At 65.0% G+C, this 25,636-nt stretch carries 23 protein-coding genes; 14 read left to right on the forward strand and 9 right to left on the reverse strand.

Translation table 11 applies throughout. The features are described 5' to 3' along the window. The first annotated feature begins 19 nt into the window (after positions 1–19). Together SS05631_RS02355 and SS05631_RS02360 are read left to right on the forward strand one after the other, a co-directional pair. Positions 20–640 carry a hypothetical protein gene (locus tag SS05631_RS02355; RefSeq protein ID WP_037413263.1) on the forward strand — a complete coding sequence of 207 codons (621 nt, stop codon included), beginning with the start codon at positions 20–22 and terminating at the stop codon, positions 638–640. 3 nt (positions 641–643) lie between these two features. Then, positions 644–1,123 carry a GNAT family N-acetyltransferase gene (locus SS05631_RS02360; RefSeq protein ID WP_037379067.1) on the forward strand — a complete coding sequence of 160 codons (480 nt, stop codon included), beginning with the start codon at positions 644–646 and terminating at the stop codon, positions 1,121–1,123. Positions 1,124–1,132: 9 nt separating this feature from the next. On the opposite strand, the gene SS05631_RS02365 is transcribed toward SS05631_RS02360, so the two are convergent. Then, the gene (locus SS05631_RS02365) at positions 1,133–1,582 is read right to left on the reverse strand and encodes a nucleoside deaminase (protein WP_037413264.1); all 450 of its coding nucleotides are present in this window, start codon (positions 1,580–1,582) and stop codon (positions 1,133–1,135) included. Positions 1,583–1,654: 72 nt separating this feature from the next. Between SS05631_RS02365 and SS05631_RS02370 the strand changes: the two genes are divergently transcribed. The 3 genes from SS05631_RS02370 to SS05631_RS02380 all read left to right on the forward strand — a co-directional run bounded on the left by SS05631_RS02370 (position 1,655) and on the right by SS05631_RS02380 (position 5,030). Then, complete coding sequence (locus SS05631_RS02370; RefSeq protein ID WP_037413265.1) at positions 1,655–3,496, forward strand: pseudouridine synthase; 1,842 nt, start codon at positions 1,655–1,657, stop codon at positions 3,494–3,496. A gap of 6 nt (positions 3,497–3,502) precedes the next feature. Then, positions 3,503–4,063 (forward strand): 16S rRNA (guanine(966)-N(2))-methyltransferase RsmD, encoded by a 561-nt coding sequence (gene rsmD, locus SS05631_RS02375; protein ID WP_037413266.1) that lies wholly within the window; start codon positions 3,503–3,505, stop codon positions 4,061–4,063. Between the two features lie 82 nt (positions 4,064–4,145). Next, positions 4,146–5,030 carry a patatin-like phospholipase family protein gene (locus SS05631_RS02380; RefSeq protein WP_037413267.1) on the forward strand — a complete coding sequence of 295 codons (885 nt, stop codon included), beginning with the start codon at positions 4,146–4,148 and terminating at the stop codon, positions 5,028–5,030. A gap of 27 nt (positions 5,031–5,057) precedes the next feature. Here the strand turns inward: SS05631_RS02380 and SS05631_RS02385 are convergent, their stop codons facing one another. Next, positions 5,058–6,914, reverse strand: coding sequence for a monovalent cation:proton antiporter-2 (CPA2) family protein (locus tag SS05631_RS02385; protein WP_037413268.1), 1,857 nt, complete (start codon positions 6,912–6,914; stop codon positions 5,058–5,060). Between the two features lie 152 nt (positions 6,915–7,066). Here SS05631_RS02385 and SS05631_RS02390 point away from each other — a divergent pair, with 152 nt between their 5' ends. From SS05631_RS02390 to lpxK, 6 genes are all read left to right on the forward strand, one after another. Beyond that, positions 7,067–8,413, forward strand: coding sequence for a TldD/PmbA family protein (locus SS05631_RS02390; RefSeq protein ID WP_037413269.1), 1,347 nt, complete (start codon positions 7,067–7,069; stop codon positions 8,411–8,413). Positions 8,414–8,477: 64 nt separating this feature from the next. Beyond that, positions 8,478–9,296 (forward strand): 3'(2'),5'-bisphosphate nucleotidase CysQ, encoded by an 819-nt coding sequence (locus SS05631_RS02395; RefSeq protein ID WP_037413270.1) that lies wholly within the window; start codon positions 8,478–8,480, stop codon positions 9,294–9,296. Between the two features lie 58 nt (positions 9,297–9,354). Then, positions 9,355–9,591 (forward strand): DUF4170 domain-containing protein, encoded by a 237-nt coding sequence (locus SS05631_RS02400; RefSeq protein ID WP_037413271.1) that lies wholly within the window; start codon positions 9,355–9,357, stop codon positions 9,589–9,591. Between the two features lie 33 nt (positions 9,592–9,624). Further along, the gene (gene waaA, locus SS05631_RS02405; RefSeq protein WP_037413273.1) at positions 9,625–10,938 is read left to right on the forward strand and encodes a lipid IV(A) 3-deoxy-D-manno-octulosonic acid transferase; all 1,314 of its coding nucleotides are present in this window, start codon (positions 9,625–9,627) and stop codon (positions 10,936–10,938) included. Positions 10,939–10,952: 14 nt separating this feature from the next. Further along, positions 10,953–11,657: an HAD family hydrolase gene (locus SS05631_RS02410; RefSeq protein WP_037413274.1), complete on the forward strand. Its 705-nt coding sequence runs from the start codon at positions 10,953–10,955 to the stop codon at positions 11,655–11,657. 134 nt (positions 11,658–11,791) lie between these two features. Beyond that, a complete protein-coding gene (gene lpxK, locus SS05631_RS02415; RefSeq protein ID WP_037413275.1) occupies positions 11,792–12,838 on the forward strand; it encodes a tetraacyldisaccharide 4'-kinase in 1,047 nt (348 codons plus the stop codon). A 5-nt stretch (positions 12,839–12,843) separates the two neighbouring features. On the opposite strand, the gene SS05631_RS02420 is transcribed toward lpxK, so the two are convergent. Both SS05631_RS02420 and mutL read right to left on the reverse strand, forming a co-directional pair. Next, on the reverse strand, positions 12,844–13,077 hold the full coding sequence (locus tag SS05631_RS02420) for a DUF2093 domain-containing protein (RefSeq protein WP_037413276.1): 234 nt from the start codon (positions 13,075–13,077) through the stop codon (positions 12,844–12,846). Between the two features lie 106 nt (positions 13,078–13,183). Continuing rightward, positions 13,184–15,001 carry a DNA mismatch repair endonuclease MutL gene (gene mutL, locus SS05631_RS02425; RefSeq protein WP_037413278.1) on the reverse strand — a complete coding sequence of 606 codons (1,818 nt, stop codon included), beginning with the start codon at positions 14,999–15,001 and terminating at the stop codon, positions 13,184–13,186. Positions 15,002–15,342: 341 nt separating this feature from the next. Here mutL and SS05631_RS02430 point away from each other — a divergent pair, with 341 nt between their 5' ends. Both SS05631_RS02430 and SS05631_RS02435 read left to right on the forward strand, forming a co-directional pair. Further along, the gene (locus SS05631_RS02430) at positions 15,343–17,067 is read left to right on the forward strand and encodes a response regulator (RefSeq protein ID WP_037413279.1); all 1,725 of its coding nucleotides are present in this window, start codon (positions 15,343–15,345) and stop codon (positions 17,065–17,067) included. A 311-nt stretch (positions 17,068–17,378) separates the two neighbouring features. Next, positions 17,379–18,716: an EAL domain-containing protein gene (locus SS05631_RS02435; protein ID WP_037413280.1), complete on the forward strand. Its 1,338-nt coding sequence runs from the start codon at positions 17,379–17,381 to the stop codon at positions 18,714–18,716. Here SS05631_RS02435 and SS05631_RS02440 read toward each other — a convergent pair. Beyond that, positions 18,692–19,657: a LysR substrate-binding domain-containing protein gene (locus tag SS05631_RS02440; RefSeq protein ID WP_037413281.1), complete on the reverse strand. Its 966-nt coding sequence runs from the start codon at positions 19,655–19,657 to the stop codon at positions 18,692–18,694. The two genes, SS05631_RS02435 and SS05631_RS02440, sit on opposite strands and share 25 nt — an antisense overlap. A gap of 90 nt (positions 19,658–19,747) precedes the next feature. Between SS05631_RS02440 and SS05631_RS02445 the strand changes: the two genes are divergently transcribed. Continuing rightward, positions 19,748–21,289 carry a trimethylamine methyltransferase family protein gene (locus SS05631_RS02445; RefSeq protein ID WP_037413282.1) on the forward strand — a complete coding sequence of 514 codons (1,542 nt, stop codon included), beginning with the start codon at positions 19,748–19,750 and terminating at the stop codon, positions 21,287–21,289. Between the two features lie 76 nt (positions 21,290–21,365). Here SS05631_RS02445 and SS05631_RS02450 read toward each other — a convergent pair whose 3' ends face one another. The 4 genes from SS05631_RS02450 to SS05631_RS02465 all read right to left on the reverse strand — a co-directional run bounded on the left by SS05631_RS02450 (position 21,366) and on the right by SS05631_RS02465 (position 25,634). After that, a complete protein-coding gene (locus tag SS05631_RS02450) occupies positions 21,366–21,989 on the reverse strand; it encodes a PRC-barrel domain-containing protein (RefSeq protein WP_037413283.1) in 624 nt (207 codons plus the stop codon). A 291-nt stretch (positions 21,990–22,280) separates the two neighbouring features. Next, positions 22,281–24,005 carry an IlvD/Edd family dehydratase gene (locus SS05631_RS02455; RefSeq protein ID WP_037413285.1) on the reverse strand — a complete coding sequence of 575 codons (1,725 nt, stop codon included), beginning with the start codon at positions 24,003–24,005 and terminating at the stop codon, positions 22,281–22,283. A gap of 106 nt (positions 24,006–24,111) precedes the next feature. After that, positions 24,112–24,999: an SMP-30/gluconolactonase/LRE family protein gene (locus SS05631_RS02460; protein ID WP_037413287.1), complete on the reverse strand. Its 888-nt coding sequence runs from the start codon at positions 24,997–24,999 to the stop codon at positions 24,112–24,114. Next, positions 24,996–25,634: a 2-dehydro-3-deoxy-6-phosphogalactonate aldolase gene (locus SS05631_RS02465; protein ID WP_037413288.1), complete on the reverse strand. Its 639-nt coding sequence runs from the start codon at positions 25,632–25,634 to the stop codon at positions 24,996–24,998. The genes SS05631_RS02460 and SS05631_RS02465 overlap by 4 nt, the downstream gene beginning before the upstream one ends. Between the last annotated feature and the right edge of the window lie 2 nt (positions 25,635–25,636).

Here is a 25,636-nt window from a genome sequence, read left to right on the forward strand (position 1 = left end):
CGGGGCTTAAGGGAACTTTATGGAAATGACGCGAGCGTTGCGGGTGTCTGCGAGCATTGCTGCTGTCGTGGCGGGGAGCCTGGCGCTTTCCGGCTGTATCGGCGGCCCGACCTACGGCACGGACAAGACGGCCGGCGAACAGCTCGTCGACGATCTCGGCAGCGCCATCAGCCTGGCGCCGCCGAAAAAGGATCCTGTCAAGTACCAGCCGCGCGCCGGCCTGGTGTTGCCGCCGCAGGGAGAGCAGGCTTCGCTCATCCAGCCGCAGCAGTCGCTCGCAAGTCGCGAAACCAATCCCGAGTGGGTCGAGTCCCCCGAGGAGGTGCGCGAGCGCCTGCGCGAAGAGGCCGACGCCAACAAGAACAATCCGAACTACGTCTCGCCGCTTGCCAAGGCAAGCGCCAACGGCCGCCGTCTTTCTGCCAAGGAGCAGCAGGCGGCCTATCGCGAGGCCCGCAAGATCGAGATGGGCGCCTATTCCGACAAGCGCCGTTTCCTGAGCGACCCGCCGCTCGAGTATCGCCGGCTGCCCGAGGCCTCGGAAACGGATCTCGGCGAGCCGGAGAAGGACAAGGAGCGCCGGCGCAAGAAGGCGGCGCAAGTCGCCAACAGTGGCAGCAAGTGGTACTGGCCGTTCTAAGCCATGGCCATCAGCATTCGCGATGCGGTCCCGGCCGATGCGGCAACGATCCTGCGCTTCATCACCGACCTCGCCATCTATGAGAAGGCCGAGGACGAGGTCGAGGCGACTGTCGAACTTCTGACGGATTCGCTCTTCGGGACCGGCTCGGTCAGCCGGGCGATCATCTGCGAGGTCGATGGCGCGCCGGCCGGCTTCGCCATTTGGTTCTACAACTATTCGACCTGGCAGGCGCGCAAGGGTCTCTATCTTGAAGATCTGTATGTTACGCCCGAGCACCGCGGCTCGGGAGCGGGCAAGATGCTGCTCAAGCACCTGGCCCGTATCGCGCTTGCCGAGGGCTGCGGCCGCTTCGAGTGGAGCGTTCTCGATTGGAACGAGCCGGCGATCCGTGTCTACGAGGCGATCGGCGCCGAGCCGCTCTCGGAGTGGACGCGCTACCGGCTGACGGGCAAGGAGCTTGAGGCGCTCGCCTCCAGCTGACTGTTGCTATCATCGTCGGGCGGCGAAAAAACCGCGAAGCAGCTCGGCCGCCTCGCGTTCGCCGAGGCCGGAATAGACGTCCGGCACATGATGGCAGGTCGGCGAGCCATAGAACCTGACGCCACTTTCGACGGCGCCGCCCTTCGGGTCCTCGGCGCCGTAGTAGAGGCGGCGTATGCGGGCAAACGAGATTGCCGCCGCGCACATGGTGCAGGGTTCGAGCGTCACATAGAGATCGGCGCCGGAGAGCCGCTCGTCGCCGACGGCGGCCGCCGCCTGGCGGATCGCCTCGATCTCGGCATGGGCCGTAATGTCCCGCAATTCGCGCGTGCGGTTCCCGGCCGCAGCGACGACTTCGCCGTCGAGCACGACGACGGCGCCGATCGGCACTTCGCCGCGCGCCGCCGCCTTCCGGGCCTCGTCTAGCGCCGCATCCATGTAGCGCGTCGTTTCCGCCATCACTTGCTCATAATTTCTCTTAACCCGTGGCCTTCGACCTGATAGGACAGCCGCAAAAGGCAGGCAACAGAAATGACATCCAAAGACAAGTCCACCGGGCCCGGCAAGGGAAAAGGTCGGAAAGGCAATTTTCCTTCAGGCGAGAAGAAGGCCAACGTGGCACGGCCCGGCAAGGGCGCGGCGCCGGGAGCCGACGTCGGCGCCGACGAGCCGCAACGCATCTCGAAGATCCTGTCGCGCGCCGGCGTCGCCTCGCGCCGCGACGTCGAGCGGATGATCATGGAAGGGCGCGTCAAGCTTAACGGTGTCGTGCTCGAAACCCCGGTTGTCAATGCGACGCTTGCCGACAGGATCGAGGTCGACGGCCATCCGATCCGCGGCATCGAGCGGACGCGCCTGTGGCTCTATCACAAGCCGGCCGGCCTGGTAACGACCAACGCCGACCCTGAAGGCCGTCCCACCGTCTTCGACAACTTGCCGGACGAGTTGCCGCGGGTGCTGTCGATCGGCCGCCTCGACATCAATACAGAGGGCCTGCTGCTCCTCACCAACGACGGCGGGCTGGCGCGCGCGCTCGAATTGCCGGCCACCGGCTGGCTGCGGCGGTACCGCGTCCGCGCCCATGGCGACATCGATCAGCAGGAACTCGATCGTCTGAAGGATGGCATCGCCGTCGACGGCGTCCTCTATGGTGCGATCGAGGCGACGCTCGACAGGGTCCAGGGTTCCAACGTCTGGATCACCATGGGCCTGCGCGAAGGCAAGAATCGCGAGATCAAGAACGTGCTTGGGGCGCTCGGCCTCGACGTGAACCGCCTGATCCGCATTTCCTATGGCCCGTTCCAACTCGGCGAACTGCCCGAGGGGCACGTCCAGGAAATCCGCGGCCGCACGCTCAGGGATCAGCTCGGTCCGCGCCTGATCGCGGAAGCGAAGGCGAATTTCGACGCGCCGCTCTACAATGATCAGCCCGCCGCAGAGGAGAGGGAGGTCCACAGCGAGGACATTCCTGAAAAGGGCAAGCCGGAACGCGGCGCCTGGCGTGAAAAGCCCGAGGACAAGCGCGAACGGGCGCTTGCTCGCCTTGATACCCAGCGTGACGACGGCCGCTCCCGCGATCGCCGCGATCGTCCCCGCGAAAAATTCGAGGATCGCCCGGCCCGGGCGCCGGCGAAACGCAGCCGCACGGCGAATGTCTGGATGGCCCCGGGTGCCCGCCCAGTCGCCGAAAAGAAGCCGAAGGCGGCCGAGGACGATGCTTCGCCGAAACCCGCCCGTCGCGAGCGCCCGGAGGGTGCGCCGAAGACTAAGCGTTACGGCCGCACGAAGGATGGCGCGGCCACGAAGACTTCGGCAAAGTTCGATCCCGACCGCAAGGCAAGTGCCGGCAAGGGTGCTGCTCGGCCGGACCGCGCCCCGCGTCCGCCGGTCAAACGCGCCGATGAGGATGGCGACTGGATCAGCGCCAGCGAACCGGTCCGCCGCAAAGACGATGCCCGCGACGGCGGTTTCGAGCGGCGCCGGCCCTTCGATCCCAACGAGCGGAAATCGCGGGATCACGGCGATCGCCCGCCGCGTCGCGAGAGCAGCGAGCGCCCTCGTGGCGAGCGTCCGGCACGGACCGCCGGCGACAATCGCGCATTTTCGGAGAAGCCGCCGACAAGCCGCCGCAAGGACGATGTCCGCGAGGGCCGCGAAGGCGGAGATCGCCCCTTCGGCGACAATCCTCGTGGAAAGCCTGCCAGCGGCAAGCCGGCGGGAGGGAAGTCCTTCGGTCAGCGTTCCGGTGGTCCGCGTGGCGGCAAGCCTGGCGGCGGCAAGCCCGGTGGCGGCAGACCGGGTGGAGGCAAGCCTGCCGGCAGCAAGCCCGGCGGTCGCACGGGCGGCGGCAGGCCGCGCGGCAAGGGGAAGTAACCGGCCGTGCGCGTCGTCGGCGGAGAGTTTCGGGGCCGCACGCTCGCGAGCCCCAAGTCCAACGACATCCGGCCGACCACCGACCGGACGCGCGAGAGCCTGTTCAACATTCTCGGCCACAGCTATCCCGAGGCGCTTGACGGCACCCGGGTCCTCGATCTTTTTGCCGGCACGGGTGCAGTCGGACTCGAGGCCCTGTCGCGAGGCTGCCGCCAGGCGCTCTTCGTCGAACAGGGGGTCGAGGGCCGCGGGCTCATCCGCGTCAATATCGAAACGCTCGGCTTGCAAGGCCGCGCCAAGATCTTTCGCCGCGATGCGGTCGATCTCGGCTCGGTCGGCACGATGGAGCCCTTTCATCTCGTCTTCGCCGATCCGCCCTATGGAAAAGGTCTCGGAGAACGTGCGCTGGAGTCGGCCGTGGCCGGCGGATGGCTCGTCCCCGGCGCTCTCGTGGTGCTGGAAGAGCGGAGCGACGTGCGGCCGCGTTTGTCCGCAGCCTTCGAGCAGCTCGACGATCGCGCCTTCGGCGATACGCGAATGCATTTCTACCGATTTCTAGGCGCCTGATCTAAGTTGGGCGGGCGGTGAGACCCGCCTGATCCCGCCCTTTGGCACCGCTGTAGCGGCGCAGACGGAACGGAGAGCATCGATGGAGCAGCACGTATCTGCGCAGCGCAACAGGCCCGACGGCAGGGACGAGCCGACGATCGCGCTTGCGCTTGGCGGGGGCGGTGCCCGCGGCTTTGCTCATATCCATGTCATCGCGGCGCTGGACGAGATGAGGATCCGGCCTGCGGCGATCGCCGGCTCGTCGATCGGCGCGATCATGGGCGCGGGCATGGCGGCCGGCATGACCGGCAAGGAGATCCGGGACTACACGTTTGCGACCGTCGGCAATCGCGGCGAAATTCTGAACCGGCTGTGGCAGCTTCGGCCGAGCAGCCTGTCGGAAGCCGTGTCGAGCGGCTTCCGCCTCGGACAATTCAACATTGAACGGGTGCTGAAAGCCTTTCTGCCGGAGGCGATCCCGCCACACTTTTCCGACCTGCTGATACCGCTGAAAGTCACCGCGACCGATTACTACGGGCAAACCGAGCGCGTCTGTGAACAGGGAGACCTGCACAAAGCGATCGCCGCCTCCTGCGCCCTGCCGGCGATCTTCACGCCGGTGAAGATTGAGGGCCGCGTGATGATCGATGGCGGCATGTACAATCCGGTTCCCTTCGACCACTTGCGTGACCTCGCCGACATCGTCATCGCCGTCGATGTCGTCGGCGGTCCCGATGGGGACGGCAAGACGATTCCGAGCCGCATCGACACCCTGTTCGGCGCGAGCCAGTTGATGATGCAGTCGATCATCGCCATGAAGATGAAGGCCGGCGCCCCCGACATTCTGCTCCGCCCGGATGTCGGCCGCTTCCGTGCCCTGGATTTCCTGCGTGCCCGCGAGGTGCTCGCGGCGACGGCTGCCACGAAGGAGCATTTGAAGCGGGCGCTCTCCGAGCGGATCGAGCAATGGCAAGCGAATCGCTGATTTCCGCCCGCCCCACCGCGTTCCGGTTCAGTCGGCACCGGCCAGCGTTTCGCCGGCTCGTCCATTCTCTGCCGCCGGAAGCTGGGGCAGGATCCGCTCCTCGGTCTCCGCCGTGTGGTTGACGTCCCGCTTCGGCTTGACCAGCGGTTCCGGACGCACCGGCTCTGAATGCAGCATGTGGCGGCCTGCCGTGATGCCCTCGGCCTCCTGCAGCACCAACCGCGCCTCGTCGCGGCGGCGGATGTCGTCCATGATGGCGATCGCCTCCTCGCCGTTGACGCCGAGCGCCTCGATCGTCTTGCGGCCGAACAGCAGCCCGGACTCGAAAGTCTCGCGCAACTCGTATTCGACGCCCTGGGCGCGCAGTTCCAGCGTATGCAGGCGATCGTAGGAACGCGCGAAGATCCGGGCGTTCGGGTATTCCGCCTGCACGAGGCTGATGATCCTGTCGGTGATCTCCTTCTTCTGGGTACAGACCGCGACGATCTTCGCCTTCTCGATGCCGGCCGCCCGCAGGACGTCGAGGCGCGTACCGTCGCCGAAGTAGATGCGGAAGCCGAAGGTCGCAGCCTGGCGGACGCGTGCGGCGGAATGGTCGATAATCGTCACGTCGCGGCCGCCGGCCAGAAGGATCTGAGCGGCGATCTGCCCGAAGCGCGAAAAGCCGATCATCAGGACGTCGGCGCCGGCGCCTTCGAAATTCTCCTCCATCTCGTCTTCCAGATCATCCTGTTCGCGCAGCAGCCGCCTCGAAATGAGCGCTGCAACCGGCGTCAAGGCCATAGAAAGCGTGACGATTGCGACGAGCAGGGAGGCGAGGCCTTGGGTGAAGACGCCGGCAACAGCGGCGGCCGTGAAGAGCACGAAGCCGAATTCGCCGCCCTGCGGCAGCAGCAGGCCGATGCGCACCGCATCATTGTGGTGAGAACCGGTCGCGCGGCAAAGGCCGTAGAGGACCAGGCTTTTCACCGCCATCAGCAGCGGCACGGCGACAAGGATCAAGAGATAGTTCTCGGCGACGACGCCGAGTTGCAGCGACAGTCCGACCGCCATGAAGAACAGCGCCTGAAGGATACCGCGAAACGGCTCGATGTCGGCCTCGAGTTCATGGCGGTAGGAGGATTCCGCCAGCAGCACACCTGCAAGGAACGCGCCCATCGCCATCGAAAGGCCGGCCAATTGCATCATCGTCGCCGCTCCCATGACGACGAGCAGCGCGGCGGCGATCATCACGTCGCGGGCCCCTGTGCGGGCGATCACCTGGAACAGCGGATTGAGCAGATAGCGGCCAGCCGCATAGAGAGCGGCAATCGCGGCGATCGCAATCGCGAAGTCTTCGAACGGCGTTGTTGTCGCCTCCGGCGCGCGCGTCGCCATCAACGGGATCAAGGCGAGTAGCGGAACGATCGCCAGGTCCTGGAGCAGGAGGATGGAAAAGGCGCGCTGACCGTAGCGGGTGTTTGTATCGTTGTTCTCTTCGAGGATCTGCATGGCAAAGGCCGTCGACGAAAGCGCCAGGCCGAAGCCGGCAATGACGCTGCCGGCCCAAGGGAGCAGGCCGAAGAACTCGATGAGGAAAGACAGAACGAGGCCTGTCGCCACCACTTGTGCCGTGCCCAGGCCAAAAATGTCGCGCCGCATCTGCCACAGTCGCGACGGCTTCAACTCAAGGCCGATGATGAACAAGAGGAAGACGACGCCGAGTTCCGATACGTGAAGAATCTCTTCGCCCTCGGTAATCGACTGGGCGACCGGGCCGATCACGATGCCTGCCGCGAGATAGCCGAGAATCGTGCCGAGCCCGAGACGCTTGAACAGCGGCGCAGCAACGACGGCGCCGGCGAGCAACATCAGCGCCTGAGTGTAGAGGATCGGTGTCTGCATTGCGCGCGGCTTTCATCATGGAGGCTCTCGAACCTGCCCTTGGCGGGCGCGGCGAGGCGGAATGTCATACTATGCGGAGAGGGGAATCATCGTGATGCCCTTGATGCATGCTCCAGTGCACAATAAATGGGGCAGGAATGAAAGGCCTAATCATGTCCGAGACGATCGATTCCGCCATCCTCGAGAAACGCGCCGCCGAACTGGTGGACCGTGCGCGGCAGGCCGGTGCGGAGGCCGCGGACGCGGTCGTCGTACGCGGCCGCTCCCGCTCGGTTTCGGTGCGGCTCGGCAAGGTCGAGGCGACGGAGGCCTCCGAAAGCGACGATTTTTCGCTCCGGGTCTTCGTAGGGCGGCGTGTCGCCAGCGTCTCGGCCAATCCGGGCTTCGATCTGAAAGTCCTGGCCGAGCGCGCGGTGGCGATGGCCAAGGCCTCGCCGGAGGATCCTTACGCCTCGCTCGCCGATCCCGATCGCCTGGCGAGATCCTATCCGGACCTGGATCTTTTCGACACGCGCGAGGTTTCGAGCGAGGCGCTCACCGAAGCGGCGCTTGCAGCCGAGGCGGCAGCGCTTTCCGTGTCCGGCGTCACCAATTCGAGCGGCGCCAGCGCTTCCGCCGGCATGGGCGGGCTCGTGCTGGTGACGTCGCACGGGTTCTCAGGCTCCTATATGGCGACGCGGTTCGGCCGCTCCGTCAGCGCCATCGCCGGCGAAGGCACCAGGATGGAGCGCGACTACGACTATGACAGCCGGCTCTATTTCGACGAACTCCGCGGCGCCGACGATATCGGACGGGTGGCCGGCGAGCGGGCAGTGGCGCGCCTCAACCCGCGGCAGGTCGCTACCGCCAAGAACGTGACCGTCGTCTTCGATCCGCGCATGGCTCGCGGCTTCGTCGGCCATCTGGCAGGCGCCATCAATGGCGCCTCGGTCGCCCGCAAGACGAGCTTTCTCAGGGACATGATGGGCAAGCAGATCATGAAGGCCGGCATTGCCGTCACGGACGATCCGCAGATCGTGCGCGGTTCGTCGTCGCGCCCCTTCGACGGCGAGGGGGTCTCCGGCTCGAAGCTGTCCATGGTCGAGGATGGCGTGCTGAAGCACTGGTTCCTCTCGACGTCCGCGGCGCGTGAACTGGGGCTGGAAACCAACGGGCGCGGCGTCCGTGGCGGCCCGGCGGTCAATCCGGCCTCCACCAACCTCGCCCTCGAACCGGGCACGATTTCCCGCGACGACCTGATCCGCGGCGTCGGCACGGGAATCTACGTCACCGAGCTCATCGGCCAGGGCGTTAACATGGTGACCGGCGAGTACAGCCGCGGCGCCTCCGGCTTCTGGATCGAGAACGGCGAGATCACCTTCCCCGTCTCGGAGGTGACGATCGCTTCCAATCTCAAGCACATGTTCATGGCCTTGACGCCTGCCGACGACATCGACAGGAAGTTCGGTACGGCCGCACCGACCCTCGCGATCGAGGGCATGACGCTTGCCGGAAGTTGAGTGCGGGACCGTAGGTTCCGCCAGTTGGAGGCGCGGGGAATCGTCCCGGCGCTGAAGGAGTCGAATGTCAGAAGCAGCCCTCCAGACCCGACCCAGCTGGGACGAGGATCTCAAGCTCATCCTTGCCGCAGCGGTGGCAGCAGGCGATACGGCGCTCGGCTATTTCCGAAAGACCGTGGACGTCCGCTGGAAGAATGAGGGCCGCTCCCCCGTGAGCGAGGCCGACCTCGCCGCAAACGATATTCTGAAGACAAGGCTGCTCGCCGCCCGGCCGGACTATGGCTGGCTTTCCGAGGAAACCGACGACGACGCGACGCGCCTTTCCCGCGACACCGTCTTCGTCGTCGATCCGATCGACGGCACCCGTGCCTTCATCTCCGGCAAGGACCTCTGGTGCGTCAGTGTTGCGGTCGTTCACCGGGGCCAGCCGACGGCGGGCGTGCTCTATGCGCCGGCACTCGGAGAAATCTACCAGGCGACCCTTGACGGGGAGGCGCGCAAGAACGATGCGGCGATCAGCGTCCGTGACCCCTTGCCGAACGAGCGGCTGCAGGTGGCGATGGCCGAGGACATCGCCGGGAGGCTTGCCGCCCCCTATCGCGATCGGCTGGCGCGCGTGCCGCACGTGCCGTCGCTCGCCTACCGCCTGGCGATGATCGCCGACGGCCGCATCGACGGCACGATCGTCAAGAAGAACGCGCATGATTGGGATCTGGCCGCCGCCGATCTCGTTCTGGCACGCGCCGGCGGGGCGCTCCGGGGCCTCGACGGTATGCCTCTGTCCTACAATCGCCCCATTGTCAGTCATGGAGTTCTCGGGGCCGGATCCGGGTCGGCGCTGCCTGCATTGCTCGCCGCCTCCAAGCCGTTCGACGCCCATTGACCTTTGGGTGCTAATGCCGCAAACCAACGCCGACGTCTCAAAGAACAATGGGAACACAATGGCTCAGAATACCGAGAAGAAGCAGCTCTTGCACCTCGTCTTCGGCGGCGAATTGACGACGCTCACCGACGTGCAGTTCCGCGATCTCAACAACCTCGATATCGTCGGTATCTTCCCCGACTACGAGAGCGCCCATGTAGCCTGGAAGGCCAAGGCGCAGATGACCGTCGACAACGCCCATATGCGCTATTTCATCGTCCACATGCACCGGCTGCTCGACCCGGAAAATGATTGATGTCTTTGTGAGCGCGGGTAAGGGCGAGCATTGATGAGCAGCCTGCGCGCACGGCTTGCGCTTTCCACCTATCGCTGGCTCGGCACGGCGATCTACCCGTTCGTCGGACCCTACCTGGCCCTGCGCGCGGCAAAGGGCAAGGAGGATCCGGCCCGTCGCCGCGAGCGCTACGGCCATGCAAGCGCGCCGCGCCCGCCCGGGCCGCTCGTCTGGTTTCATGCCGCGAGCGTCGGCGAAACGGTCGCGGTAACCCCGCTGATAAAGGAAATCCGCCGCCGCGGCATTGCCGTGGTCCTGACCACCGGGACGACCACCTCGGCGCGGGTGGTAGCCGAGCGCCTCGGCAAGGCTGTCATCCATCAATATGTGCCGCTCGATCTCAAGCCGGCCGTCAGCCGTTTCCTCGAATATTGGCAGCCGGATCTGGCGATCATCGCCGAATCCGAAATCTGGCCGATGACGATCGTCGAACTGGGTCGGCGCCACATTCCCCAGGTTCTGGTCAATGCGCGGCTGTCGGACCGGACCTTCGCCCGCTGGAAGAAGCGGCCGTCGCTTGCCGATGCGCTGTTCGAGAACCTGGCGCTCGTGATCGCCCAGTCCGATATCGATGCGGAGCGCTTCCGCACGCTTGGCGCGCTGCCGGTGATGGTCTCGGGCAATCTCAAGGTCGATACCGACGCGCCGCCGCACGACCCGCAGGCGCTTCGCGACTATGCGCAGCAGATCGGTTCGCGCAAGACGTGGGCGGCAATCTCCACTTTCGAGGGCGAGGAAGAGGCGGCCGGGGTTGTCCATCACGCGCTCAAGCCGCGCAACGGCCTCTTGACCATCGTCGTACCGCGCCATCCCGAGCGCGGCGATGCCGTCGAAGCGGCGTTGGCCGCCAAGGGGCTCAAGGTTGCCCGCCGGACGCGGGGCGATCGCCTGACGCCGGACGTCGATATTTTTCTCGGCGACACGATCGGCGAGATGGGGCTCTATCTGCGGCTGACCGAGGTCGCCTTCGTCGGCCGTTCGCTCTTTGCCGAGGGCGGGCAGAATCCGCTGGAGCCGGCCATGCTCGGTTGCGCGGTACTTTCGGGCGGCAACGTCCAGAACTTCCGCGAGACCTACCAGATGCTTGCCATGAACGGCAGCGCCAAGATCGTCCGCGACGTCGAAATGCTGGCGAAGGGAGTCAACTACCTGCTCGGCAACGACGACATGCGTCGCTCGATGATCGACGCGGGGCTTGAGACCGTGCAACAGATGCGGGGCGCATTGACGGCGACGATGAGGGGGCTCGAGCCCTATATTAACCCGCTGGTGGTGAAGGCGCGGCTGGAGCCGCGCGTCGAGAGCTGAAAACGGATGGGACCATGGCTGCGGGCAACGGCATCGCCGGAATATTGTTCGACAAGGACGGCACGCTTCTCGACTACGCGAAGAGCTGGGTTCCCGTGAACTACGAACTGGCGCGAATTGCCGCCAGGGGTGACGATGCGCTCGCAAGAATTCTGCTTCGGGCCGGCGGCATGGACCCGGATACGGGCCACGTCGCACCCGACAGCCTGCTCGCGGCCGGCAACACGGTCGAGATTGCGACCGGCATGGTCGAGGCCGGCGCGCCGTTCACCGTGGAAGAACTGACGGCGCTGTTCGACGGCCTTTTTGCGAGCTCCGCCGACTATGCGGTGCCGGTGACCGACCTCGGCGCCTTTTTCGCTGCCCTCCATGCGAAGGGCTACCGTCTCGGCGTCGCCTCGAGCGACAACGAGCGCTCCATCCGCGAGACGGCGAAGCGCTTCGGCTTCGAGACCTATCTGCACTACATTGCCGGTTACGACAGCGGTTACGGCGTCAAGCCGCAGCCGGGCATGGTGCTCGGCTTCTGCGCCGCGACCGGGCTGACGCCTCAGCAGGTGGCTGTGGTCGGAGACAACAATCACGATATGCATATGGGCCGCGCTGCCGGCGCCGGCCTGACCATTGCGGTTCTGACCGGCACCGGCTCGCGTCAGTCGCTGGCCGGGGCTTCCGACCATTGCCTGGCCGATATCACCGAGCTTGAAGCAGTGCTCTGACTCCGTTGACCGGCTTGCCTTTTTTCGCATTCTGAAGTCTCTTGTGGCGTCGTCGGCCCATGGCCGGCGAGAGACGGGTCAGGAGCGCCTCGCGGCGCATGGAGCAGCAAGAGCCGCGGAGGCAGCATATTCAAATGGTTTCCGAAGCGCCTCCGTTCTGGTGGACAAAGGCCGATTGGCGGGCCTACGCGCTGTGGCCTTTCTCCTGGGTCTACGGCCGCGTCGCCGCCATCCGCATGGACCGGGCGCGCCGCGCTATGCCGCCCGTACCGCTGATCTGCGTCGGCAATTTCACCGTCGGCGGCGCCGGCAAGACGCCGACCGCAATTGCGTTGGCGCAGGCGGCCAAGGCGCGGGGGCTGAAGCCGGGTTTCCTCAGCCGCGGCTATGGCGGCTCCCTGGACGTGACGACAGTCGTCGATCCCGCCCATCACCGGGCCCGGGACGTCGGCGACGAGCCACTGCTGCTTGCGCGAGAGGCCCTGACCGTCGTGTGCCGCCGCCGCGTCGACGGCGCTCGCAGGCTCGCCGCCGAAGGCGCCGACATCATCATCATGGACGATGGCTTCCAGAGCGCTCGCCTCACCTTCGATTTCGCCCTGCTGGTGATCGATTCCGTCCGCGGCATCGGCAATGGCCATCTGGTGCCCTCCGGGCCGGTCAGGGCGCCGATCGCCGACCAGCTTCGCCACGCCACTGCGCTTCTGAAGATTGGCCACGGTCCGGCCGCCGATCGCCTGATCCGCCGTGCGGCGCGCGCCGGCAAGGCCGTCTATGTCGGGGACACGGTGCGGCTTGACGATCAATCGCTGTCCGGCGTCACGGTCCTGGCCTGGGCGGGCATTGCCGACCCGGAGAAGTTTTATCGCACGGTCCGGGAGACGGGTGCAATCGTCGAGGAGACGCGGAGTTTCCCGGATCATCACCATTTTTCAGAGGACGAGATCGCCGATCTCATCGATCATGCCGCAAGCCGGGGCTACACGCTGGTGACCACGGCCAAGGACATGGTCCGCCTCGAGCCCGGCCAAGGGCGAGCGGCGGAACTCGCCGCCAACAGCCGGGTCATCGAGATCGAGGTGCGTTTCGACGATCCGTCAGCGCCCGCCAAGATCATCGAGGCTACGCTTGTCGCGGCGCGGGCACGCAAACTGCATGCGACCGGGAAGGCTTTGAAATAGATGCCTCAGGGCTGTCGTGCGGGCAGCGCCCCGGCACGCCGTTCGGCTTCAAGGGAGGCGGCGGCGTCGATGTAAGGCTCCTGCCGCACCACGCTCCAATAGCGAAGCTCGTCCACCGGGATAGCCTTGCCGGTCGTGGCACAGATGACATGCGAGCCGGCCAGCACGATCTGAAAGTCGCCATCGAGATAACGAATTTTCGCTTCGCGAGAGGAATTTCCGTCAAAGCGGTTCATCATTTGCGTGCTTGCCTCGTCAATGCCCGTTCCCTGATCTATCCCGCCGGTCGCCAAAAGACCAGTCGAATTCGAAATCCGCCGCTAACATGGCCGCGACGCCGCAATGTCAACTCCGTCCAAAAAGCCTTTCGATATCGGCGAGCTTGAGCTCGATATAGGTCGGCCGCCCGTGGTTGCACTGCCCCGATCCGGGCGTCGCCTCCATCTGGCGCAGCAGCGCGTTCATCTCCTCCGTCCGCATGCGCCGGCCGGAGCGGACGGAGCCGTGGCAGGCCATCGTCGCAGCGAGATATTCGAGGCGGCCGGCAAGCCCGTTGGCCGTGTCCCATTCGGCCAGTTCGTCGGCAAGCTGCCGCACCAGTCCTGAGGCGTCCATCTCGCCGAGCATCGCCGGCGTTTCGCGCACCGCGATCGCGCCCGATCCGAAGCGCTCGATCGCAAGGCCGAGCCGTAGGAATTCCTCCGCATGCGCCATCAGCCGGTCGCAATCGTCCTCGGCAAGATCGACGATCTCCGGAATGAGCAGCGCTTGCGCCGGCACCGGCCGCGAGTGCAGCGCCGTCCGCATCGCCTCGAAGACGAGCCGTTCATGCGCGGCATGCTGGTCGACGATGACGAGACCGTCTTCGGTCTGGGCGACGATATAATTCGCGTGGAGCTGCGCGCGTGCCGCACCGAGCGGAAAGGCGGCTTCGCCCGTGCCGTTCGGGCCCTTCGCCTCGGCGGCCGGCGCGGCGGCGCGCGCCGATGGCTGCGAAAAATCCGCAAACGCCGCTTGCGGGGCCTCGGCAAAGCCGCGGGCGGGTTCGCCGAACCCAGTCGGCCGGTAGGGCGAGGCGGCGGCCGTCCAGGGCGCCTGCGCTCGCTGCGGTTCGGCTCGGTACGCTCCAGGCCGGAAGGCGCGCATCATTCCCTGGACGCCGGTTGTCGCTGCGCGGTCGCCGCCGCGCGCCAAAGCCTCGCGGATCGCGCCGATGATAAGCCCGCGGATTAGCCCGGGGTCGCGGAAGCGCACGTCCGATTTGGCCGGATGGACATTGACGTCGACCAAGGCCGGGTCGAGCAGGATCGAAAGCACGGCGACCGGATAGCGCCCCTGCGGAATGGTTTCGGCATAGGCGGCGCGGATGGCCGAGAGGATCAGCTTGTCCTGCACAGGCCGGCCGTTGACGAAGGCATATTGCTGCAGCGAGTTGCCGCGGTTGAAGGTGGGCACCCCGGCAAATCCCGTCAGCCTCGCCTCTTCGCGCTCCGCATCGATCTCGATGGCGTTGTCGCGGAAGTCCTTGCCGAGCACCTGCGCCATGCGCGCCAGCCGGTCGTCGCCGGTCGCCGGGAATTCCAGGGTCGACCGGTCCGCACCGGACAGCACGAACCGCACCTTCGGAAAGGCGATCGCCATGCGGCGGACCACTTCGGAAATCGCCGCGGCTTCGGCCTTTTCCGATTTCATGAACTTAAGCCGCGCCGGCGTAGCGAAGAAGAGGTCGCGCACTTCGACGACGGTCCCGACATTGGCAGGCGAGGGGCGGACCGGCTCGGTCCTGCCGCCCGTCACCGAAATCGCCGCCCCCTCGCTCGCGCCCGCCGTTCGCGTGGTGATCGACAGCCGCGCCACGGATCCGATCGAGGGGAGCGCCTCGCCGCGAAAACCGAGCGTGCGGATCTCCGTGAGCGTATCGGCGATCTTGGAGGTGCAATGCCGGCGGATCGCCAGTTCGAGATCGGCGGGCGACATGCCGCTGCCATTGTCGGTCACCCGGAGCAGCGTCTTGCCGCCCCCGGCCGTGGCGATCTCGACCCTGGTTGCGCCGGCGTCGAGGGCATTTTCGATCAGCTCCTTGGCGGCACTGGCCGGCCGCTCGATGACTTCACCGGCGGCGATTTGGTTGATGAGCGTTTCCGAGAGTTCCTTGATGGCCATGGCCCCATTTTCCAGGATTCGACGGCAGAGGGAAAGGGCCCCTCACGCGTCTTCAGCTGGAGGAAAGCCGGAATCGGTGCTCGTCCCCAGGCAGATCGGCAGAAATCGGATGCCGATTTAATTCCGCCTTAACGTTCTGCTGCGATTTTCCACAACAACCTGAATGATCACGGGTTTTGTTCTTTGGAGCACCGCGGCGTTGCTGGACGCCGCTCGATTCCCGCTCGAAGAGTGCCACGAACGGCCAGCCAGCATGTCCCGAAACGAAACCGCCGCTGCAGCGCCACTTAAGGACGCGGGTGCTGCAACACCCATGCAGTCGGCGAGACGAGGGCAGAGTAATGAACGATGTGGCGTCGGGCGGCGCGGACATCAGCAGGATCGTTCTTGAGTCGAGCTGCGATGCGCTTGGCCTGGCCTTGCTCGTCTGCGGACGGGACGACACGATCCTCTATGCCAGCGCCTCGATGTTGCAGTTTTTCCCCGTCCAGCCTCACCTGTTGAAGCCCGGGACGCGGCTTCGCGACTTTCTCGCAGCGGTCTACGATACGGGCCTGCGCCCGGGAACGCTGCCCGAAAACAGCCGGCGGCGTGCGAACCGGGAGGACTGGATCGCCGAACAGATGGGCCTCCATTGGCGTGAGCGCTACGAAAGCGTCGAACGGGCGGGTCGTACGCGCTGGGTCTGCCTGCGCAAGCGCCGCCTGTCGAGCGGCATCGGCATCTTGTCGATCAGCGATGTCTCCGATCAGAAGAAGCGCGAGGAACAGCTGCAAACCGACCTGGAACGGGTCGAACTCACCGAGCAAATCCTCGATGCGCAACCCAATCCCATCTGCGTCAAGGATCGCAATCTGAACTATATCGCCGCGAACCGTGCCTTCTGCGCCATTCACGACGTGGCGCCGGAGGCGATCCTCGGTCGGTCGGCCTGGGACGTCGTGGACGCGGAGCTTGCCGAACGCTTCGAGCAGTCGGATCGGCAGGTGCTGGCGACCGGCCGGCCGCATTCCGAGGCGGAGCACATCGTTCGCGCCGATGGCAGCGACTTGTGGGTGGTGACGCGCAAGTATCGCGTCGGCGTGCCCGGGCGCCACTTCGTCGTCACCTGCATGAACGACGTGACCGACATAGCCGCCTGGTATCATGGCGCGGACGATGGCGGCAGCAATTCGGGGCTGCAGATCCGCGACTACAGCATCTTCACGCCGGCGCAGAATTTCTACGATCCGTTCCGGGCGCTGAACGTCCAGCAGCTCGTTGAAACCGGCTCGATGATCGAGACGCTGCCGGCCCGCGGCCTGCGGGTGCTCTTGGCGACGGCGGACAGCGAAATGGAGGCGCGGATCGTCGCACGCTTACGCGGCTCTGGCCTCGATGCCTGCGCCGTACGAAACCGCGGCGAGCTCGAAGCCTTTGCGGCCGCCGCCGAGGATCACGGCCTGAAGCTCGATATTTTGGTGATGGACGCGGTATTTCCGGCAAGGGATGCGGTCCATGCGGGATGGAAGACCTGCCCGGTGCTCGACGTTTCTGCGGACGCTGATGCAACTGCCCTGCTCGGCGAAATCTTCCGGGCCAGCACCGACCGGCAGCCGCCGCGCTCGCAGTTTCCGCAAGCCGATTGGGAAGTCTCTTTCGAAGGTGATGCGACGGTCCGGACAGGCGCACCCGAAGTGGAGGTTCTCGTTGCCGAGGACAACCAGATCAACCAGTTCGTCTTCGCCCAGATCCTGGACGGCCTCGGAGTCTCGCATCGGATTGCCGCCAATGGCAGGGAAGCGGTGGATCTCTGGCACGAGCTGCAGCCGGCTCTCATCCTCATGGACATATCCATGCCGGTAATGAACGGCTTCGAAGCCGCAGTTGCCATCCGCGACGCGGAAAGGCAGATCGGACGCCGCACGCCGATCGTTGCCGTTACTGCGCAAGCCCTCGACATCGACCTTCAGCAATGCGAAGCGTCGGGAATGGACGATCACATCATGAAGCCGATCAGTCCGGACATGATCGAAGCGTTGCTGCGCAAATATCTGCGTGCCGCCCATGCGCGGCTGACGGCCTGATCGGCACACGACGGGCTCGACCCCAGATTTGACGATCAGCCGATATAGGATTGTTAACCGCCGATTGACATCGTTTGCTCCACGGTTGCCTTCATCGGCACCACCATCCGGGAGAAACTGCCCAGTCGCTGGCATAGCACCAATTTTCGCGCGTTCACCGCGCGAAGCTGTCGCCCAAGGCTGCAAGAGTTGAGCATCGAAGACATGAGCATGTCGGCCAAACAGTCATTCCCCCGGTCGGACTTCGGTTGCGATCGACGGGACGTGCTCCGTGCGGCACGGGCGCGCGCTCCGGCCGGGGGCGTAGCGCGATGATGGTCGCCGAACTGGCCATCGACCGTCGCGGTCCCGACAGGCTGCCCTTCGTCGATCCGCTGACCGGGCTGGGCAATGCAGAGCAGTTGCGGCACAAGGTCTGTGAGCTTGCCGCCGAACGCGCCAGCGATCCGGCTCCGTTCACCATCGGCCTTGCCAATCTCGACGGCTTCAAGCCGATCAACGATCTTTTCGGGCCGGAGGCCGGCGATCGGATCCTGCGCCAGGTCGCGCAGAGATTGTCGGCCTGCGTTCCGGAAGGGGCGACGGTGATCCGCACGGCCGACGACGAGTTCGCACTGGTGCTGCCGCTCGTCTTCGAGCGCAAGGGTGCCGAGAAACTCGGCCAGATGCTGAAGGAAATCCTCTCTGCGCCATTTGATCTCGGCGACCGCACGGTTCGGCTGTCCGCCTCCTTCGGTTTTGCCGTCTATCCGTTTGCCGGTGCGGTGTTCGAGGAACTCTTGAAAAGCGCCGACACGGCGCTTTACCGTTCGAAACGGCGTGGCCGCGGCCAGATCACGGTCTATTCGCATGAGATCGCCCAGGAGATGAAGCGGGCGACGCAGCTTGAGCAGGCTCTGCGCAACGCGATCATCGCCGAGGAGATCGATGTCCATTTCCAGCCGATCGTGGACCTTCGCAACGACGGCGTGGTTGGTTTCGAAGCGCTTGCCAGATGGTGCGATCCGGATTTCGGCTATGTCTCGCCTTCCGTGTTCGTGCCGCTGGCGGAGGAGCGCGGCTTCATCGAGGCGCTCGCCGAAATGCTGCTGCGCAAGGCGGCACAGACAGCCCTGGCGTGGCCGAAGGAATTGTTTCTCTCCTTCAACCTGTCATCGGCGCAATTGATGGACCCGGCGACGAGCGGCCGTCTCCTGGCGATCGTCAACAAGGTCGGCCTCGACCCGCGCCGCCTGGAACTGGAGATCACCGAAACCGCCGTGATGGCGGATGCCGATGTGGCGCAGAAGATCGTCTCCGAATTGCGGTCCGCCGGGGTGCGCGTGTCGCTCGACGATTTCGGCACCGGTCAGTCGAGCCTCTGCCGCTTGCGCGATTTCTCTTTCGACAAGGTGAAGATCGATCGCGCCTTCGTCTCGCGGATTTCGGCCGATCGGGCTTCGGAACACATCGTCAGGGCGATCGTCTCGATGTGCGAAGGGCTGGAACTCGAGGTCGTCGCCGAGGGCATCGAGGACATCTCCGAAGTGCTGAAGCTGAAAGCGCTCGGCTGCGGCATGGGGCAGGGCTATTTCTACGGCAAGCCGGCCGATGCGGTCGCCACCATGCGCTATCTCTCCGACCGTCACCGCGACGCTGTAGCCCGCTGACCGTCGTCGCGGCCCGCCACATCGTCAGCACGGTCGCGTGCGCCTTCCTTCAGCAGCCAGTCACGAATGCGTCCGGCCTGGCTGTTGAGTTCGCGCGACCGCGGCCACACGACGTAAAAGGCCTGACCGGTCCGCAGCACGTGGCCGGCAACCGGAACGAGGGCGCCTGAGCGCACCTGCCCGGCGATCAGATGGTCCCAGCCAAGGGCGATGCCCTCGCCGGCGAGCACGGCCTGGATCACCAGAACATAGTCGTTGATCGCCAGCCGCTTGCCTTGTGCGGGATAGGCAAGGCCGGCGCTTGCGAACCACTCGGTCCAGTCGCAGGCGCGCCTGACCGGCTCTTCGAGGTGGATGAGGCTGTGCCGCAGGAGGTCCGCCGGCTTTTTCGGCATGCCATGCGCCTCGACATAGGCCGGCGTCGCTACGGCAGTGATCACCTCGTCGGCGAGCAATGCCGCGTGATAGCGCGGCCATTGGGCCGGGTCGCCGCCGCGAATGCCCAGCGGTATCGGCTCCTCGTCGAGGTTCAGATCACGAACGCCCGTCTGAATGCGAAGGTCGATCTCCGGCAGATCCTCCCGCAGCCGATTGAGGCGTGGCAACATCCACATGGAGGCGAAGGCCGTCGAGGCAGCCAGCGTCACATTCGTCTCGCGGCCCTTGGCGCGAATGTCTTCGGCCGATTTCTGGATGCGCGCCAGGCCGACCGACACGTCGGCATGGAACCTCTCGCCGGCCTCGGTGAGCTCGACGGCCCTGTGCACCCGATGGAAGAGCGAAACGCCGAGCTGGTCCTCAAGGCTCCTTACGGCATAGGAGACCGCCGCCTGCGACATGCCAAGCTCGGCAGCGGCGCGGGTGAAGTTCTGATGACGGCCGGCGGCCTCGAAGATGATGAGGCTGGCGGCGGACGGCAGCAGGCGGCGCATGTTTTCCATAAGCGCTACTTATATCATGCGTGGAATTTTTCCAGCGTTACAACGGTGTTTGCCGCAAATACCATCATCCCAAATCATGGGAGAACGGCGATGGCATTGGCGAGTGCGACTGGCGATGCTCCGAGGCGAACACGAAGCGGACGGCCGCAGCGGCGGGGCGGCAGGCAACTTGGCGTTCCCTACATCGTCCGCAATATACCGACCTATGACATCCTCGGGGAGGAGAGCCTCGAGCGGGTCGAGGCGACCGCCGATCGCATTCTCGCCGAGGTCGGTATCGAATTTCGCGACGACCCGGTGGCGCTCGAGCACTGGCGGCGCGCAGGTGCGAAGATCGAGGGCGTCCGCGTCACCTTCGAACCCGGAATGCTGAAGGAGATCGTTCGCTCGGCGCCGTCGCAATTCACCCAGCACGCCCGCAATCCCGCCCTCAGCGTCGAGATCGGCGGCCGGAACGTCGTCTTTTCGCCGGCTTACGGCTCGCCGTTCGTCACGGATATCGACAAGGGCCGGCGCTACGGCACCATCGAGGACTTCCGCAATCTCGTCAAACTCGCCCAATCGAGTCCCTGGCTGCACCATTCCGGCGGTACGATTTGCGAGCCGGTTGACGTGCCGGTTAACAAGCGCCATCTCGACATGGTCTACAGCCATATCAAATATTCCGACCGCGCCTTCATGGGTTCGATCACCGCCGAGGATCGTGCGGAGGATTCGATCGAGATGGCCCGGATTCTCTTCGGCGCCGAATTCGTCGACAACAACTGCGTGATCCTCGGCAACGTCAACGTCAACTCGCCGCTCGTCTGGGACGGGACGATGACCAGGTCGATGCGTGCCTATGCCCGCGCCAACCAGGCGGCGGTCATCGTGCCCTTCATTCTCGGTGGTGCGATGGGGCCCGTCACCAATGCCGGCGCCATCGCCCAATCCTATGCCGAAACGCTGGCCGGCTGCGCGCTGACGCAGCTCGAACGCAAGGGCGCGCCGGTGATCTTCGGCAACTTCCTTTCGTCGATGTCGCTTCGCTCCGGCTCGCCGACCTTCGGCACGCCGGAACCGGCGATCGGCAGCATGGTGGTTGGCCAACTCGCCCGCCGACTGGGCCTGCCGCTGCGCTGCGCCGGCAATTTCTCCAATTCGAAGCGGCCGGACGCCCAGGCGATGCAGGAAGGCGTCATGTCGATGCTGTCGGCTGTCCATTGCGGCGCCAATTTCATCCTGCATTCGGCCGGCTTTGTCGACGGCCTGCTGGCCATGTCCTACGAGAAATTCGTGATGGATACAGACTTTTGCGGCGCGCTGCATTCCTATCTCGCAGGCGTCGTCGTCGACGACAATTCGCTTGCCATGGATGCGTTTACGGAAGTGGGTCCGGGAAGTCATTTCCTCGGCTGCGAGCACACGATGCGCAACTATCAGACCGCCTTCTGGGACAGCGCGCTCTCAGATAACGAGCCGTTCGAGAAATGGGTCGAGCAGGGCGAAACCGACATGGCGCTACGCGCCAATCGTTTCTGGAAGAAGACGCTTGCCGAATACGAAGCGCCGCCCTTGGATGCGGCGATCGACGAAGCCCTCGTCGATTACGTGGCGAGGCGCAAGGCCGGTATGCCCGACGCTTGGTATTGAATCATAAGCGTGGAGTTTCAAAACAAAAGCGGCGCCGTGAGCGCCGCTTCTGTGTCGGTTGCGACCGGCAGCGTGGTTACTGCTGCGGTGCCGGTTCGGCGGGTGCCGGTGCCGGAGCCGGAGTCGTTCCCGTTGCCGAAGTCGTCGACGTGTCGACGGGCTGCGCCGCGTTGCGCTCAGCCATCAACTGCGACTTCGTCTTGAATTCCGGCGCACCCTTCAGGGATTCGGCCGTTTCGGTCGTCGTCAGCTTGAGGGCATCCGAGTCAGGCTGTTCGGTGACTTCGATGCTTTCGAACGGAACCGCAACGTTCTTCTCGCCGATTCCGAGGAAGCCGCCGACGCCGACGATAGCCGCAGCGACGCCGCCTTCCTTCTTAATGATAAGGTCGTTGATCTCGCCGATGCTTTCATCATTGGCGTTATAGACCGACTGACCGATGTAGGTGTTAGCGGAAATCTGGTCGTCCGCCTGTTCGGTCAGATAGGACCCAGCTTCTGCCATGTCGGTCGTCTTGTCCGCAGGAGCCGGTGTCTGTGCCTGGTCAGCCGGTGCCGGAGTGGCAGGAGCAGGCTGCACCTGTGTCTCGGGCGCCGGGGCCGGCGGTGTGGTGGTTTCCTGCGCGAAGCTCATCGGAGCGACGGCAACGCCCACGAGAAGCGCGCCGGCGGCAACGGAAGATATAAATTTGTCGATCATATCAGTCTGCCTTTCGTTGACGTTGTCGGTTAAGCGCAGCCCCTATTTTCCGGTGTTTTGCGCTGCGCCGGTGGTACTCAAGCAACGTCCGGCAGCGAAAACTGTTCCGGATAAAATGAAAATATAAAGCCGCTGGTTGTCTCAGCATCGAGCCTGTTCATCCACCGGTATAAATCTCTTTTTATGTAAATGCCAACCGCCCGCGGCAAGCAAAACCAATGGCGGGCGGAACGGAGAGCGCCGCGTGCCGAGGTCGGCACGCGGCGCTCATCATCGGTGGCCATAGAAGGGTCAGTGGCTCTCGCGATGCACCTCGCTGCCGCTGTTGCCGACGAGGAAATCGAGGTCGGCGCCCTTGTCGGCCTGCAGCACGGTGTCGTGGTAGAGCTTGTAGTAACCGCGCTGCCATTTTTGCTCCGGCGGCTGCCAGGCCGCCACCCGGCTTGCGAATTCCTCTTCGCTGATCAGCAGGTTCAATTCGCCCTTCATGGTATCGAGCCGGATGCGGTCGCCGGTCCTGACGATCGCCAGCGGCCCGCCGGCGTTGGCTTCAGGGCTGACATGCAGCACAACGGTGCCGAAGGCGGTGCCGGACATGCGCGCATCGGAGATGCGCACCATGTCGCGAACGCCCTTTTCGACGAGCCGGCGCGGGATCGGCATATTGCCGACCTCGGCCATGCCGGGATAGCCCTTCGGACCACAACCCTTGAGCACGAGAACCGTATCCTCGGTGACCGGCAGATCCGGATCGTCGATCTTCGCCTTGAGGTCTTCGATCGTCTCGAAGACATAGGCCGGCCCCTCATGGGCGAGCAGGTGTTCGCTTGCCGCCGATGGCTTGATCACCGCGCCGTTCGGCGCAAGGTTGCCCTTCAGCACCCGGATACCCGCGGCGGCGCGGAGCGGATTGTCGAGCGGCCGGATGACGTCGTCGTTATAGACCTCGGCACCTTCCCAATATTTGCTGATCGGTACGCCGAACACCGTCGGCGCATCGGCGTGCAGCAGGTGCTGAATGCGGTTCATCACTGCCGGCAGGCCGCCCGCATAGGCGAGGTCCTCGATCAGGTATTTGCCGGACGGCATGCAGTTGACGATGCAGGGGACCTGGCCGCCGACGCGGTCGAAGTCCTCCAGACAGAGATCGACACCGGCGCGCCCGGCGATCGCCAGCAGGTGAACGACGGCATTCGTTGATCCACCGACGGCGGCATTGGCGATGATGCCGTTTTCGAAGTTCTGCCGCGTCAGGAGCTTCGACAGCCTGAGATCCTCGTGCACCATGTCGACGATCCGCTTGCCGGTCATGTGCGCCAGCGCCATGCGCCGCGCATCGACGGCCGGCAGCGCCGCATTGGTCGGGAGCGAGAGGCCCATCGCCTCCACCACGGACGCCATGGTCGTCGCCGTGCCCATGGTCATGCAGACGCCGGGCGACCGCGACATGCCGCTTTCGGCTGCCATGAATTCCTGCAGGCTCATTTCGCCGGCGCGCACCGCTTCGGAGAATTTCCACACATCGGTGCCCGAGCCGATGTCCTTGCCTTTCCATTTGCCGTTGAGCATCGGACCGGAGGAGACGACGATCGTCGGCAGGTCGACGGAGGCCGCCCCCATCAACTGGCCCGGCGTCGTCTTGTCGCAGCCGCCGAGCAGCACCACGCCGTCGATGCCGTAGGCGCGGATCGCCTCTTCCACATCCATCGCCAGGAGGTTGCGGAACAGCATGGCCGTCGGCCGCATCTGGGTTTCGCCGAGCGACGAGACCGGAAATTCGACCGGAAAGCCGCCCGCCTCCCAAACGCCGCGCTTGACGCCTTCTGCAAGGATGCGCAGGTGGCTGTTGCAGGGCGTCAGCTCGGACCAGGTGTTGCAGATGCCGATGATCGGCCGGCCGTCGAAGACATGATCCGGAAAGCCCTGGTTCTTCATCCAGGACCGGTGAATGAAACCATCCTTGTGCGTGCCACCGTACCAGTGCCGGCTCCTCAGTTCTTTTTTCTTATCGCTCATCCGAGCACTCCCTTTCCATGCGCGATTCACCGCATGGATTAATTGTATGACTTTTTCTCGGCGCCGCCAGCTTTTGTTCGCGATCGGGCGCCGAATGAAGCATCCTTCAGCTAAGTCGGAACGCCGGCTCGAAGCGGCCCTTGACGTCGATGCCGAGCTCGAAGGTTTTGCCGGCGTTGGGATCGGCGGAGCGTGCCGCGTCGTCGAGGTCCTGCCAGGCGGAAGTGACCAGCAGCCTGTCCGCCCGCGCACCGATGAAAGCGGGGCAACTCGGCTGCGTCGCCGGCACCGCATAGCGGGCGACCTTCTGTCCGTCCGGCTTGTACACTTCGACGGCACCGGCGCCCCAGCGGCAGTTCCAGATCAAGCCGTCGGCATCGCAGACCGAGCCATCGATCCCGCCCGGTGCCGCACTCTCGTCAGAAAGAGTGACGGGATCGCCGGTCGGCAGTGCCGTCGCCGGATCGATGGCGACGCGCATCAGGTGATTGACGTCGGTGTCGGTGAAATAGGCGGTGGCGCCATCCGGCGAAAAGCAGATGCCGTTCGGGATGGTGATATTGCCGTAGAGCCTTGTGATGCGGTTGCCGGCGACGTGATAGATCGCGCCCGCATGCGTCTCGGCTTTCCGTCCCATGGTGCCGATCCAGAGAGCGCCGGAGGGATGAACGCGCCCGTCATTGGAGCGGTTGCCCGGCTTGTCCTCGATTGCGGCGAACGGGCTGAGCGAGAAGCTTGCCGTGTCGCGGATAAAAAGCCCCTGGTCCGAGGCGATCAACTGCCGGCCGGGGTCGATGGTGGCCAGCACGCTGCCGAGAAAGGGCAGGGGATGAATGGTCTTGTGTCCGCTCCCGAGATGGAGCTCGTGCAACTCCTGGCCCTTGATGTTGAACCACCAGGCGGTGTCGGCGCGGGGGTCGTAGGTCGGGCCCTCGCCGAGTTCGGAAGCGAAGTCGCAGAGGATGTGGCCAGAAAAGGCGACGAGGTCGGTCATTCTTGGCCTCCATAGACGGCATCATAGGCTTTCAGCGTTGCCACCGCCCGCTGCCTGACATCCGCTGCGCTCATTCCCGGCTTGTAAAGGCTCGAGCCGAGTCCGAAGCTTCGCACGCCGATCCTTGCATAGTCGGCAAAATTGGCCTCCGAGACGCCCCCGACCGCGGCGATCTCGATGTCGTGCGGAAGCACTGCGCGGATGGCCGCGATGCCGGCAGGCCCAAGAACGCTGGCGGGGAAGAATTTCAGGCCGCTGGCGCCCGCAGCCGCTGCCGCGAGTGCCTCCGTCGGGGTGAAGACGCCCGGCATCGTCACCATGCCCTTGGCCGCGGCGAGCCGGATGACCGACGACTCGACATTGGGGCTGACCATCAGGCGGCCGCCGACGCCGTCGAGCTGCTCGACGTCACCCGTCGTCAGCACCGTGCCGGCGCCGATGAGGCAGTCGACCGGCGCCATTTTCACCGCCGTTTCGATGGACCGGAACGGGTCGGGCGAATTCAGCGGGATCTCGATCGCCGTAAAGCCCGTTTCGATCAGTGCGCCGACGACGCTCTCGGTCTCCTCCGGCTTCAATCCGCGCAAGATCGCAATCAGCGGATATTTCATCGGGGGCAGGGGAATGCGGTTCATCT

The organism is Sinorhizobium sp. CCBAU 05631 (assembly GCF_002288505.1).
In the GTDB taxonomy this organism is placed as follows: domain Bacteria; phylum Pseudomonadota; class Alphaproteobacteria; order Rhizobiales; family Rhizobiaceae; genus Sinorhizobium; species Sinorhizobium fredii_C.